This window comes from Bradyrhizobium huanghuaihaiense (genome assembly GCF_025200885.1).
Lineage (GTDB): Bacteria > Pseudomonadota > Alphaproteobacteria > Rhizobiales > Xanthobacteraceae > Bradyrhizobium > Bradyrhizobium huanghuaihaiense.
The window spans coordinates 8,457,471-8,471,133 of sequence record NZ_CP104172.1 but is presented as its reverse complement, the minus strand read 5'-3'; the positions used below and the strand labels follow the sequence as shown (position 1 = coordinate 8,471,133).

Below are 13,663 nucleotides of genomic sequence, written 5' to 3'. Positions count from 1 at the left end.
CTTCGCAATGTAAGAAGCTCCTATGTTCGTTAACGGCGAGCACCGGTTGAATTGTGACATCAAAGACCGCGATTCGTCGCCGGGTCTGGAGGTCACGTCTCCTGATCTGGTCTGAATAGAAGGATCGGTTAACGATCTAACTATCCGGTAAAGAGTTCCGCTGCACTCGTTCACTCGACGTCGGAGAAGGCACAAAGGGCCGCAGGTCGCATGCACACAAATTGTCGCCGCAGGCGGGAGTGCTTGGTCCGAAACCGAACGCGTCCGGTGTCACGAATCGGTCAAGTCGCTTCCAACTCCGACTTTGATCAGACAATCGCCAGCGATTCCTCTGATTGGAACTGGCCCAGAGCGTGCATCGTGACAGATGGGAGCCCATCTGAGTCTCGCGACATGAGCAACAGTGGCGGCGCCTTCAATCGAGTGGATCACCGACATTAGGTTCGAAGACAGTATGCGCATCTGCGGTATCAAACTGACCCATGACGGAGCAGTCGCCCTTATCGAGGACGGACGGCTTATCTTTTGTGTCGAGCAGGAGAAGCGGGGCAATAATCCGCGATATCAAAAAATCAACAATCTCGATGCGGTTGTTGTCGCCTTGGCAGAGCACGGTTTAGATCCGCGGGACGTTGATCGGTTCGTCATCGACGGATGGTGGGGCGAGGTTGAGTCACAATTTGAGGTTTTCAGTGGGACTGCACCCATTACCCTTAAAGGGGCACCGTATGTTGAGCGCGATGCCAAAGGCCTCCTCATAGCGCACGACGGCTCTGGCCTGATGCTCAACGAGAGCGCCTTCCCTTATAAAAGCTATCCGCATGTCACAGCCCATGTGGCTTCCGCTTTTTGTACCAGCCCGTTCGCCGAGGCCGGGCAGCCCGCGTTCTGTCTGGTGTGGGACGGAGCTTCCTTTCCACGTCTCTACCATGTAGAGCGCCGCGCCGCCAGGTTCCTCGAGTGCCTCTTCCCGCTGATCGGGCATGCTTATGCTGCCGCGGGCTATCACTTCGGACCATACAAGCAGACGAACCGGACCAAGTGGGACCTCGGTGTTGCGGGCAAGTTGATGGCCTACATCGCGCTCGGTTCAGTGGATGAAAGCATTGTCGAGGTGTTTCAGGAGCTCTACGAAAAGCACTTTAGCACGTTTACGGAGCCAGTCGGTCGTTGCAGCGAGGACGCTGCGCTTGAGCCTGTCCACGAGTTCTTCGATGCCAGCGCGCTACGGTTCAAAGCCAAAGCCCCCGAAGATGTGCTTGCATCTTTTCATTGCTTCCAAGAGCGTCTGCTCGTTACCAAACTCGCGAGTGCTATACAGAGACATTCGAGGCTTCCCGCGCGCAATCTGTGCATCGCCGGCGGTTGCGGTCTCAACATAAAATGGAATAGCGCACTACGAGCTGCCGGCTTGTTCGACTCTATCTGGGTGCCACCTTTCCCAAATGACAGCGGCTCCGCAATAGGTGCCGCTTGCTCTGCATTGGCGGCGGACCAAAGCTTTGTACCATTGGATTGGTCCGTCTATAGTGGTCCAGCTGTGGAGCGAGGCGACGTGCCGCCCGGATGGGGCGGCTCACCATGTAGCATGCGTGAACTTGCAGCCATTCTCGCCAGCAACAAGCCCGTCATTTTCCTTTCCGGCCGCGCGGAGCTTGGACCTCGGGCTTTGGGTAGCAGAAGCATACTGGCCGCCGCGACATCGCCGCGAATGAAGAAACGTCTCAACGACATCAAACTTCGCGAGCACTTCCGGCCTGTAGCGCCAATATGCCTAGAGGATCGTGCGCCGGAGATTTTTAGTCCTGGAACGCCAGACCCTTACATGCTCTTCGAGCACCAAACACGAGCAGAATGGCGGGACAAGATTCCCGCTGTTGTGCATCTGGACGGATCTGCGCGATTGCAGACTATTTGCAGGACCTCTCAGCACAAAATCGCCGAACTTCTCGTCGAATACGAAGGCCTCACGGGCATTCCGCTACTATGCAACACAAGCGCCAATCACAATGGACGCGGGTTTTTCCCGAGTGCGGCATCTGCCTGCCAGTGGGACCGCGTTGACCACGTGTGGTGCGATGGCATGCTGTGGACGAAACGCGTGGGCGGCGACTGAGCGCTGGCCAACGGCATCTTTCTCTCTCAGCGCGCGGAGGCTGGACCGTACAGCCGAAGATCGGATACCTCCCGCCAGAGGCCGCCTTGTTTGACGAATGCGATCGCGGCAGGCCCCAGGGGTAGTCCTAGGGGCAGCGCCATGACGATTTCGAGGGTCGAGATGATCACATCGCTAGAGCGGCGGCGCGGTGGTCGCTGGATGAGACGGAGCGGCTTGTTGCAGCATCTCTGGAGCTCGGCGCCAGCGTTTCCGGGGCGGCTCCATGGCCGGCCTTCATGTGAGCCAGCTGTTCAGGTGGCGCAAGTAGCTTTGCAAGCACGCTGAAGCGAGTATATAGCGCCTTCCTGGCGGTCGAGATTGGGTCGTCTGTGCCACCGCGGGAAGTGGCCGAAGCGCCATTGACGACGACGGCAGCGCGTCGATCGAAAGGCCAGAGCATCATCGACATTGATGCTGGTACGGGGCACCGCATCCGGATCGATGGCGAAACTGATACCGTCGCTCGTCTTTGGAGGAATCCGAAACTCGACATTCGGGAACATCATGCGGATGTTTGCAGAACTCCTGCGCGCTCGCCAGTGTCTGGTGCGCGGTGAAGATGGGTTCCGCAGAGCGCGCCGCAAACGCACGTCCATCCTCGGATGAGCCGGCCTGGACATAGACTGGCCGGCCCTGCGACGACCGCGAGACGTTGAGCGGGCCGCGCACGCGGAAATGCTTGCTGATATGGTCGATTGTGTGAATTTTGCTAGTATCGGCGAAAATGCCGGAGGCGGGACGTTGACCACCGCGTCATCTTCCCAACTGTCCCATAGCCGCGTGATGATATCGAGGTATTCCCGCGCCCGCTCGTAGCGTTCGGGATGCGGCGGATGCTCAGGCAGCCCGAAATTTGCGCCGCTTGCGGCGAGCTCGTCGTCACGATGTTCCACCCCGCGCGCCCGCCGTTGATGTGATCGAGCGAAGCGAACAGCCGCGCGAGATTGTAGGGCTCGGTGTAGGTCGTTGACGCCGTCGCGATCAGGCCGATCTTGTGCCGGACGCGATCGCGGTGAGCAGGGTGATCGGCTCGAGCCCGCGGCCGTCCTCGGAAGAATACATTTCAATCACTAGGGCGCGGCATTTCCAATGCGCGAGACTAACTTGCTCGCTGTTCGCAGACGGCCGTATCTGGGAAGAGGAACCAGGGCTTGATGCTGATCCCTTTGCGAAGCGAATACATATAGAAGATTGGAAGATTTTGCGGAAAAAGGCTTCGAAATTCGCTTCCATTGAAGGTGATGAAAATCGAGTCGGGAAATGCACGTTCGACCGCGCGTTTTTCGACCATGTTCATCCGGTAATATTCTAATGCGCCCTCTTCACAGCTTCCATTTCCACGATACCATTTCATCGCGCTAGCAAGCAGCCGCTCGAACGTCGGCTCCGGTACGATCTCATCGATTAAGGGACTTGTATCATTCGCTTCCGCGTCCTTTGTGAGGTCGCCCAACCAACAGCTCTCGAAACCGAGTTCGCGGGCGCCATCCGCAACCTCATCAAAATATTGGCGTATGTTCTGTGACGAATGTCCGTTCAATTCCGCATGGGTATCGGTGAAAATCAACTTTAGTGCCGCCCCGGGCGCATATATTTTACTGATTCGGCGGGTGAAGGCAGTCAAGTAGTTCAGACATTCGAAGTCTGGCTTGTCGATGTTGGACCGCGGACCTTTGCCCCAATAGAGCACAAACGGAACGGGATTTCTGACCGCAATTGATTTGGAAATGCTCTGCAACATCGCAACAGAGTTGTCAGGCTGCTCGCGCTTAAAAGCCCAGGTATTAAAGGCTTGCAGGACCTTTTCTGGCGCGATCTCCTTGGCTCGAGGAGTGACAGGCACCGCAATTTCGATTGATCCTTCAAATACTCCGTCAACAGCTTTGTTGCCAAAGGGTTGCGGACGAGCCGCTATTTTAGTGTTGGTTAATGCCTCTTCTTTCGAAACAACCGTATCGCAACCCGACATATGAACTCCGAAAGAAGATTTTTTATCGCGGGTTAATAATCGGTTATTTCTCTCAACGTCAACTCGGAAGAGTGGTGACCCACCTATTAAGGTTAACCCCCCACGCTCCGGTGGCCGATCAATGAAGTTAAGTCGCCTGAAATATCCGACGAGTAAGCCCTGCCAATAGGGGGCCCGTTCTCGGCATGAATTTACAAATCCTAGAGCTGCCAAAGCTGATTGCTGAGCGTCGAAGCTCGGCAATTTTCGGCCTGGTGATCATCACCATGATGTGGGCAGGAGTTGCTGTAAAATACTTCGGCGATGTTCGGGGGGACGAAAGAGAGGCGCATCGGGACGCTCATAACTTTGCGCTGGTATTCGAGGAGAATGTTCTTCGATCAATCGGAGAAATTGATAAGGCGCTCTTATACTTGCGACGGAGCATTGAGACCCGGAAAAATTCGGTTAGTTTTAGCGCTATCGCCAACTCGACCGACGTGCTGAGCGACATCATCGTCCAAGTCGCCATTATTGATGACAAGGGAATTATGCGCGCTTCGAACAGCGGTCCTCAACCCGCGCCTGCCCTGGATCTGAGCGATCGGGAGCACTTTAGATTTCATTTGAACAACATCGCGGATCAGCTTTTTATCAGCAAGCCGGTGGTTGGCCGTGCCAGCGGAAAATGGTCCGTGCAATTCACGCGGCGCTTCGTGAACAGTGACCAGACGTTCGGAGGCGTCGTCGTGGCCTCGCTCAATCCGGACCATTTGACGAAATTCTACAACAATATCAATTTTGGATCGGCGGCGGCGATCGCCCTGATCGGAAGTGATGGCGTGGTTCGTTCGAGTGGTGGGAGCGCGGTCGGTTACGCACTTGGAGACGATCTTAGCGGAACAGAATTGCTCGATCAAATGCGAACCGGGGTCGAAACTACATTTGAGAGCGTTGATCCTGCCAACAACGAGGCGCGTTTCATAACTGTCCGCAAGGTCAAGGGCTATCCGTTGTGGGTCAGCGTTAGCTTGAGTAAAAACCAGATCTTGGAAAGCTCTCGGAACGCCCTCAAGTTGAATTCGTTGGTGGGCACTGTACTTACTTTGCTGGTTCTCATTGCTCTTGAGCAGCTTCTACGGATAGACGCGAAGGCAAGACAAAAAGCGAATCAGCTTGACCTTACGCTCGAGTATATGAACCAAGGAATTATGCTGGTTACCTATGACCAGCAGATCCCGATTATCAATCGTCGGTGCGGCGAGTTGCTCGATTTGCCCGTAGAATTCATACAGAACCCACCAAGGGTCGATCAACTCGCCGAATACGAGACACCGACGGGCAGATTGACCGCGGCGTCTGTTCGGATCTTTGCAGATCTTGTCGCAGGAGAACTCGGCGTTAGCGAACGAACGATGCCGGATGGATCAATCATCGAGATTCGCAGGGAAAGTCTCCCGGATGGTGGGTTCGTCCAAACCTTCACCGACGTCACGAAAAGATCGCGCGCTGAAGCAGATGCAGTCCGCCTTAGTTCCGAGGATTCACTCACCGGTCTCCCAAACCGGCGAATGTTCCGCTCCATGCTCGACCAGATGAGCCGCCGGCAACCATCGGCAGTAGAGAACGGGCAGCCAGCGGCGGAATTCGCTGTCCTATTTCTTGATCTTGATCGTTTTAAAGCTATCAATGATACGCTTGGCCATCAGACCGGTGACTTGCTCCTGCAGGAGATGGCCCGGCGCTTAAAGAGTACGCTCGGTACAAATGAAGTGCTGGCACGCCTTGGCGGCGATGAATTCGCCGTTGTTGTGCCGACGGTTGAGTCTCGACCAACGATCGAGGCCCTGGCGAATAGTATGATCGAGGCCGCACAGAAGCCCTTTGAGATTGGCGGCCACCGAATCCGTTCTGGAATCAGTATCGGTATCGCCATTGGACCGTGCGACGGAGTAAATTGCGACGACCTTCTGATTGCCGCCGATCTGGCACTATACGCGGTCAAAGCCCAAGGTCGGGGCAGCTATAGATTCTATCATGCTGCAATGAACAGGGAGCTTAGGGAACGACGGCAGCTTGAGATCGATCTGGGCGAGGCGATCGAGCAAAATGAGATGGAATTATACTATCAGCCCATTCTCAATTTGCGGAGCAACATCATAACCGGATTCGAAGCCCTGGCGCGATGGCGCCATCCGGTCAATGGCATGATATCGCCGGCAACATTCATCGCAGTAGCGGAGGATACTGGACTCATTCAACCTCTTGGCGAATGGGCCCTGAGAGAGGCGTGCCGCTGCGCCGCGCACTGGCCGAAAAATCTTAAGATAGCGGTCAATCTTTCTCCGATTCAGTTTGCAGCTTCCAATCTCTCCGAGGTCGTGAGACACGCCCTGGCGGAAACCGGACTTCAGCCGCATCGCCTTGAGCTTGAAATTACCGAGGGAGTATTCATGACTAATAATGAATCCACCCTATCTACCCTGCGTCAGTTGAAGCAACTCGGCGTCCGTATTTCACTGGACGATTTCGGTACCGGGTATTCCTCTCTCAGTTATCTGCGCAGCTTCCCATTCGACAAGATCAAGATAGATAGGTCGTTTGTTTCTGACCTTGCCGAAGGCACCGAGCACGTTGTGATTGTGCAAGCCGTGGTGAGTATTGCTCGCGCTCTGGGAATGACGACGTTGGCAGAAGGCATCGAAAACGTCGGACAGTACGAATTTCTCGCGGCGCTCGGTTGCGACGAGGGGCAAGGCTATCTGTTCAGTCCGCCTGTTCCAATAGCAAAAGTTCCTGAAATGATTGCCAAATGGTCGCCCGGGTGCAAATTTGTCGCGTAGAGTTTGGGACCCGCTCGTTTAGCCAGCGACTTTCTCAAAACCGTACTCTCCAGTTTGTTCACCGGAGATCAGCTTCTTGGTTGGTCGCCGAGCCTCGTGCACGAGCAGGAAGAGGCCGGATGCAACAACAACGCCGGACCCGATCAGAAGAAAAAGCGTCGGTACGTCGCCCCAAACAAAAAATCCGATTGCAAGTGCCCAGACGAGCGTCAGGTAATAGAACGGCGAGACGGCGGCGGCCGGGGCTAGGTGGAGCGCTTGCGTCCAAAAATATTGTGCCGCGGCGTTTGTAACACCGCTCAAGGTCAACATGATTGCGTCAGCCGGCGCCGGCATCCGAAATCCAAACAGCAGTAAGAAGGAGTGAAAGAAGGTTATCGTAAGCATCTGCCACATCAACAGCGTCTTTGCAGACTCAGTTGCGGTCATTCCGCGAACGGCAACCGTAACGCTGCCATACATCACCGCGTTTGCCAGCGCAAACAATGCGCCAATCTGCAACGAATCTGCACCTGGATTTACAACAACGAGAACACCAACGAATCCCGTTACCAGCGCGGTCCAACGCGCGATCCCGGCACGCTCCTTAAGCCAGATAAATGACAGCAAGGCCGCCCACAACGATGCAGAGAAGTTGATTGCGATCGCTCCTGCAAGCGGCATCAGACTAACGGCGATGACAGTGAACGTCTGCGAGATCGATTGCGACAGCCCGCGCGCAAGATGGGCGCGGGGCCGCCGAGTCTTAAAGACTGACATGCCCGTTGCCGGGAGGATCAATGCCGCGCAGAGGACAAACGCAGAAACGGAGCGAAAGAACATGACCTCGCCAACTGGATAGAGAGCGGCTTGCCATTTCGATAGTGCGCTCGAGAGTGCGAACATCACGCTCGCGGCGATCATGCAGTATATTCCGCGAACAACGTCATCCTTCCGTAAGCCGGGAATGGCAATTGCGTTCTGCGGATGGCGGGCGGCGTTCGTAATATCGCTCATCATGCGTTCCATGAAATTGGAAAGATAGCGTCAGCGTTTGCCGCGCGACTCGCGGGCCACTAGCAAAAGTCGGTCTCGCTTAGCTTTAAGTCTTAAGGAAGTGTTATGGGTAACAGAAACAATTCTTGGTTAATTTTCGCGAAACATGGCGGCGTCCGATTGCCGAACAGCCGAGCCAAACACCCCTTGCCTAGCCCGTGCCGCAGGCAATTGGCCGAGGAAATGTCTAAAAGTGTTCATTTTCTTCCAACTAAATCTGGAGCCATTCGGGATAGGTTGCCGACACTGAAATCTGAATTGGGTGGGAGCGGAAATCGTGAAAGTTGAGCTTAACGACGTGCGTTCTGGCAAGGGAGGTAAAACTCTCGTCTCTTCACCCTTGATATGCTTGGACGGAACGTGGTGGGCAATTGATGTCAACGATCCAGATCTAGAAGCTCATTTGAAGCAGTCGGCTCGCTGCGGCGGTGTGCTGGCAGCTGTGCGTGAACGGAAGACCATTAATGGACCCGAACTGCCGCGCAAGGGGCGCCAGCATCGATCGGCTCAAAACCGCGGTGGTCGAGGAGCAGAAGCTCGATGTGGTCGAGATCGTGCAACAGGCGTTGATGACGACCTGCGCCGCGCGCCACGCGAGCTCGGCGAACAGTCGCGGTAGGCGCCTTATAGAGCACGGAACGACTGTCGCGGCAGGGCTTATTTGCCGAACCTGAGCTGAGCAAGTAGGACACGCCGGCCCTTCTGGCCTCTGGCTCAGACGCCCTTTTGACTGTCGCACGCATCGCGCTCCTAAATGTTACGTCCTCTTGAGCGGGCTCCACTCATTTTCCGCGGAGCTTGTGGTCTCGCTGGAGATCTCAGCCGGGTGTCGTCAGTGTCATGGATGTCGCTTCGCCTGTGGCTCTGGATCGATGCGGAACAGCGGAAGCTAAGGTCGAGATAGGTTTGACCGTCTCTCAATAAGGGGTTCCTGGCCGATTTTAGGCCAGGGACTCGTCCATGATGTACCGCGTTAAAGCTCGGATGCCATGGAAACAGCGCCTCGGTGAGGCCGTTGAGGATCGCCTGCAGAGCCTCCCGCGACGGCGGCCGCCGTGCTTCATCATCCATGCGAATGCTGTGGGTCTCCTCCCGGGAGACACGCAATTCGGCGACGATCCGGTCGAGCTGCTAGCGCTTCTGCGTCGGCTCGCGATCCGGTTCTGTACGATCAGCGGTAGCCGGCGGAGTTTCGCGTTTCATGCGGCTCTCGCTCGATGCGCCCGCCCAGAGTTGACGCTCGTCACCTGACATGGGCCAGGGGAATGCTGATCTCGGCGAGCAGGCCCAGGTCGACATCATGCTTGATCTCAATGTACTGGCCCTTCCAGTAGACCAGCCCTGAAAGTTGCGGCGACAGCGCGAAGCTCGAGATGCTGCCAACGACGATCCCGTGCGAATGCCGCTCAATGATCTCCTCGACCTGACATTCGATCGTTGCCAGGGAATTGCCGAGCAGGGGAACGCCCGATGAACCGGCGGACCAGGGCACACCCTCGAAGCGCTGCGTGCCCTTGAGCTTGCCATTGCTGAACCGGCTTGCCAGCTCCTGCTGGTCCGATCCCAGAATGTTGACGCCGAAGACCCGGTGATGGTCAATGGGCGCGAAGGAAGAGGCCTGCCGGTTGACGCTCACCAGCAGGCGGGGCGGGCTCGCGCTCAAAGAGGTCGGCGACGTCACCGTAATCCCCGTAATGTCCTTGTCGCGACCGGCGGTGATGATGCTGACACCGCCGGCAAGCCGGCGCATCACGGCGCGAAACTGGTACTCGATCTCATCGCCACCGTTGACCAAGTGAATGTCCTGTTTGCCCATCTGTCCTCTCCTTACGTCTCACCCGTCGGATAGCGGCTTCGATCTCACTCTAGAAGAAGCCCTTGGCCGGCGACGGCGTTCGTATTGCCCGATCGCGCGCGCCTTGTAGGTGGCCGGATTGTGCGAGGACAGCGTCCGCGCGTTGCGCCAATGGCGATCGAAATTGGCCGCCTTGTTGGTGGCGGAGTCGCCGCCGACGTCGAACAGCAGGCTGCCACTGCGAATGGCGAATTCGTCCGCGATGATCTTCGCCTTTGCCGAGAAGAGTGCCGCCTTGTGAGCCGCCTCGGCGGCATTGACGGTGTCCGCATCAAGTGCCGCAGTGGCGGCATCGAGCGCTTCGCTCGGTGCATAATAAAACGTACGCTTGCGCGAGCGGACCAGCTCGCTCGCATCCCGCAAGCTGCCACGGACGATGCCGGCATTGATCGCCGTCAGGAAAAGCTGCGCGAATGTATTGGAGTAGGGGGATGTCGTAGCCGGCGCGCGCATCGAACACCACCTCCTGGCGCTTGACCCGGACGTTTCGGAAATGCGTGGTGCTGGTCGCCGTCAAGCGGTTGGCCGAGGCCGTCCCAGTCGTCGAGCAATTCGATGCCGTCGCGGTTGACCGGGATCAGGGTCGCCGCGGTCGCACCGGAGGTATCCGCAGCGCGAACGAGGACGTAGTCCGAGTACAGCGTGCCGGTGCTGTAATATTTGGTGCCGTTCAGGAGAAGGTCGTCGCCGTCAGCCGTCAGGGTCGTGTTCGGACGGACGTTACCGCCCCTTGGCGTTTCTAATTCCGTCGCGACGAGCCCAATGATGGCACCACCCGCGACAGCCTTCTGCCATTCGCGATGCTGATCGTCCTTCAGACGGCGCACCAGCCGCTCGACCACGCTGAAATGGTTGCGCAGGCGACGTTGGCGTCGGCCGCGCCGAGGCGGATGATAATCTCGAATAGCGCGCGGATGGTGCTGCCGCCGCCGCCGGCCTCCTTCGGCAGACGAAGCGCGCCGAGCCGCGCCTTGCGGATGAGGTCGATCTCCTTGAAGGGAAGGTTGCGCTCCCGTTCGCGTTCGCTAGCGCCTTCGGCGATGCGGTTGAGCAGGATCTCGAGATCCGGCGAATCGGGATCGAGCTGATGCGAGGTTTCCAAAGCATGGGTCGGAGACTGGCTTGTTCATGCGTGCATCCGGCTGAGGTTGGGCAGCTGGCGTTGGTTCAGATATGAGCCAGGTAATCGCTGACCTTGACCGGCTCGGGCAGCACCTTGCGCGCCACCAGCCAGTCGGCGGCCTTCTGCAGCTCGGACAGGAATTTCTCATCCTTGACCGGGAAGTAGCGATATGTCCGGTTCAGTGCGATGAACTGATCGCGCACCTGGTCGCTGTACTTGCCAGCCTTCTGCGCGATGTACTCGGCGTCGTTGCTGTTCTCCGAGATCCATTTTCCTTCGGAGCGAAATGCATCGTTGACTGCGCGGACCAGCGCCGGGTTTTCGGTCGCGAATTTGCGCGTGGTGAGATAGGAGGTGTAGTCGATCTGGAAATCCAGATCGCGGCCCTCGAGGAAGATATCGTGCGCCTTGTATTCGAGCCGGGCGATGTCGACGCCGGGGCTCCACATCGACCACGCGTCGACCTTTCCGGAGGCGAGGGCCGGTGCCGCATCCGGCGGATTGAGGTAGACGAATTTCACCGCGGAGCGATCGACCTTGTGCTTCTCGAGCGCCGCGACCAGCAGGAATTCGCCGAGACCGGAACGGTTCACCGCCACCGACTTGCCGACCAGATCCTCAATCCTGTTGATGCCGGAATCGTCCTTCGCGATGATCGCGGTGGTGCGCGGCTCGTAGACCACGAACTGAGTGAACACGAGCGGGGAGCCCGCGATGATCGCGGCCAGCGCCGGGGTCGTGCTGCCGCCGAAGCTGAAATCGGCGCTACCGCCGGTCACCGCATGCAGCGTCGGGGCGTGGTTCGGGAACGGCCCCAGCCATTCGACCTTGATGCCGTCCTTGGCGAGCAGCTTCTCGAACTGGCCGCGCTCCTTGGCGATCAGGTTCAGGCCGCTCAAACCCCAGGTCAGGCGGACGGTGTCGGTGACACGGCCGGTCGCCGCCTCCGCGGTCTGGGACAGGTCAAAGCCCGCCAGCGCGCCGATGCCGAAGGCGGCGCCGCCGAGGAAACCGCGGCGGGAAGGGTTTGCGAATTTAGACATGACAGTGTCCTTCCGGAGAACTCAGGCAGGGATGGGGTGGGAGGCGACGACGCCGAGCTCGGCCAGCAACTCGGCGCGCGCAATCGACCGCGCATCATGACCGCCGGTGCGATGCTCGAAGGCGATCCGACCGTCGCGCATCACCAGGATGCGGTCCGCTAGCGCGATCGCTTCATCCACGTCATGGGTGACGAGGAGGACGCCGGGCCGGTGGGTGGCCACCAATTCGCGCACCAGATCGTGCATGCGGATGCGGGTCAGCGCGTCGAGCGCGGCAAAGGGTTCATCAAGCAGGAGCAACTCGGGTTCCTGCACCAGGGCGCGGGCCAGCGCAACGCGCTGCGCCTGGCCGCCGGAGAGGTTACGCGGCCAGTCGTCGAGCCGGTCACCGAGCCCGACCTCGGCCAGCGCCGCGGCCGCACGCTCGCGGGCATCGGCTGCCTGCAGGCCGAGTGCCACGTTGCGCCACAGGGTGTCCCATGGCAGCAGCCGGTGCTCCTGAAAGACCACCGCTGGGCGATGCGGTGCGGCGATGCGCCCGCCGTCGATCGGGTCGAGCCCGGCCAGCGCACGGAGCAGCGTGGTCTTGCCGCAGCCGCTTTCACCGAGCAGGGCAACGAACTCGCCGCGTTCGATGCGCAGGTTGAGGTTCTCGATCACGACGCGGCTGCCGTAGGCGCGACAGAGATTTGTCACGGCGACGGCCGGCGAAGCCGCGGTCGAAGGGGGGACAACGTGCAAGGTCACCGTGTGCCCCCATAGTTTGGATGCCACGCCAGCAGGCGACGCTCGAGAGTGCGGGCGATCGCGTCAGCTGCGACGCCGATCACCGCGTAGATCACGATCGTCAGCACGATTACGTCGGTGCGCAGGAATTCGCGCGCGTCCATGGCGAGAAAGCCGATCCCGGATTGCGCGCCGATGGTTTCGGCCACCACCAGCGCCAGCCACGCCGTGGCCAGTGCATAGCGCACGCCGGTCAGGATCGAAGGCAGGGCGCCCGGCAGGATGATGCGCCGGATCAGGTCCAGCGTGCCGAGGCCCTGGACCCGGCCGAGTTCGACCAGCTTCGGATCGACCTGCCGGATCCCCAACGTGGTGTTGATATAGATGGGAAAGGTCACGCCCAGCGCGACCAGAAAGATCTTCTCGGCTTCGCCGACGCCGAGCCAGACGATCACTAGCGGTAGCAGGGCGAGGAACGGTATCGCACGGATCATCTGAACGCTGCGATCGATCGCAGCCTCCGCGATCCGCGAAAAGCCGACCAGGGTGCCTAGCGCGAAGCCGATGCTGGCGCCGATCGCAAACCCCGTCACCGCGCGCCGAAGGCTGACGCCGAGGTCGTTGAGCAGGCTTCCAGAAGCCACCAGCTTGAACGCAGTCCTGACCACCTTGCTCGGCGCCGGCAGCACTTGCGGCGACAGCCAGCCGGCCTGCGCCAGGAGCTCCCAGACGATGAGAAGCACGACCGGAGCAAGCCACGACAACAGTAGCAAACCGCGCCGGCCGATCTCGAACGGAACCTTCCGAGCGCGTGAGACGGCATTGTCGCTGGGCTGCGCGGCATCGAATGCGACCGATGAGGCGGTCTGTTCGAGGTTGCTCAAGATGAATTCGTCCTTGTTTATCGCTGCGCACGATAGTCGTTGATGGCG

The 13,663-nt window shown here is 58.6% G+C and carries 12 protein-coding genes and 1 pseudogene; 3 read left to right on the top strand and 10 right to left on the bottom strand.

Features of this window, described 5'->3' with window-relative positions:
• The first annotated feature begins 454 nt into the window (after nt 1-454).
• Nucleotides 455-2,116, top strand: a complete 1,662-nt coding sequence (gene nodU / locus N2603_RS39650) for a nodulation protein NodU (RefSeq protein ID WP_260424375.1) — start codon at nt 455-457, stop codon at nt 2,114-2,116.
• A 561-nt stretch (nt 2,117-2,677) separates the two neighbouring features.
• Here the strand turns inward: nodU and N2603_RS39645 are convergent.
• Nucleotides 2,678-3,193: pseudogene (locus N2603_RS39645) on the bottom strand (LLM class flavin-dependent oxidoreductase); the annotation flags it as partial.
• A gap of 64 nt (nt 3,194-3,257) precedes the next feature.
• Nucleotides 3,258-4,127 (bottom strand): isocyanide synthase family protein, encoded by an 870-nt coding sequence (locus N2603_RS39640; RefSeq protein ID WP_260386448.1) that lies wholly within the window; start codon nt 4,125-4,127, stop codon nt 3,258-3,260.
• A 185-nt stretch (nt 4,128-4,312) separates the two neighbouring features.
• On the opposite strand from N2603_RS39640, the gene N2603_RS39635 reads away from it, so the two are divergent.
• Nucleotides 4,313-6,949, top strand: a complete 2,637-nt coding sequence (locus tag N2603_RS39635) for a bifunctional diguanylate cyclase/phosphodiesterase (RefSeq protein ID WP_260386447.1) — start codon at nt 4,313-4,315, stop codon at nt 6,947-6,949.
• Nucleotides 6,950-6,967: 18 nt separating this feature from the next.
• Here N2603_RS39635 and N2603_RS39630 read toward each other — a convergent pair whose 3' ends face one another.
• Nucleotides 6,968-7,945: a DMT family transporter gene (locus N2603_RS39630; protein WP_260386446.1), complete on the bottom strand. Its 978-nt coding sequence runs from the start codon at nt 7,943-7,945 to the stop codon at nt 6,968-6,970.
• Nucleotides 7,946-8,261: 316 nt separating this feature from the next.
• Here N2603_RS39630 and N2603_RS39625 point away from each other — a divergent pair, with 316 nt between their 5' ends.
• Nucleotides 8,262-8,603 (top strand): hypothetical protein, encoded by a 342-nt coding sequence (locus N2603_RS39625; RefSeq protein WP_260386445.1) that lies wholly within the window; start codon nt 8,262-8,264, stop codon nt 8,601-8,603.
• 624 nt (nt 8,604-9,227) lie between these two features.
• Here N2603_RS39625 and N2603_RS39620 read toward each other — a convergent pair.
• The 7 genes from N2603_RS39620 to N2603_RS39590 form a co-directional block, all read right to left on the bottom strand.
• Nucleotides 9,228-9,800 (bottom strand): flavin reductase family protein, encoded by a 573-nt coding sequence (locus tag N2603_RS39620; protein ID WP_260386444.1) that lies wholly within the window; start codon nt 9,798-9,800, stop codon nt 9,228-9,230.
• Nucleotides 9,801-9,818: 18 nt separating this feature from the next.
• Entirely contained in the window at nt 9,819-10,292 is a 474-nt protein-coding gene (locus tag N2603_RS45125; protein ID WP_260386443.1) for an acyl-CoA dehydrogenase family protein, read from the bottom strand.
• Nucleotides 10,235-10,666 (bottom strand): acyl-CoA dehydrogenase family protein, encoded by a 432-nt coding sequence (locus N2603_RS45120; protein ID WP_260386442.1) that lies wholly within the window; start codon nt 10,664-10,666, stop codon nt 10,235-10,237. The genes N2603_RS45125 and N2603_RS45120 overlap by 58 nt, the downstream gene beginning before the upstream one ends.
• Nucleotides 10,654-10,941: a hypothetical protein gene (locus N2603_RS45115; RefSeq protein ID WP_260386441.1), complete on the bottom strand. Its 288-nt coding sequence runs from the start codon at nt 10,939-10,941 to the stop codon at nt 10,654-10,656. Before N2603_RS45115 ends, N2603_RS45120 begins: the two co-directional genes overlap by 13 nt.
• Before the next feature lie 65 nt (nt 10,942-11,006).
• Complete coding sequence (locus N2603_RS39600; protein ID WP_260386440.1) at nt 11,007-12,005, bottom strand: NrtA/SsuA/CpmA family ABC transporter substrate-binding protein; 999 nt, start codon at nt 12,003-12,005, stop codon at nt 11,007-11,009.
• 21 nt (nt 12,006-12,026) lie between these two features.
• On the bottom strand, nt 12,027-12,752 hold the full coding sequence (locus tag N2603_RS39595; RefSeq protein ID WP_260386439.1) for an ABC transporter ATP-binding protein: 726 nt from the start codon (nt 12,750-12,752) through the stop codon (nt 12,027-12,029).
• On the bottom strand, nt 12,749-13,519 hold the full coding sequence (locus tag N2603_RS39590; RefSeq protein WP_260424374.1) for an ABC transporter permease subunit: 771 nt from the start codon (nt 13,517-13,519) through the stop codon (nt 12,749-12,751). The genes N2603_RS39595 and N2603_RS39590 overlap by 4 nt, the downstream gene beginning before the upstream one ends.
• Between the last annotated feature and the right edge of the window lie 144 nt (nt 13,520-13,663).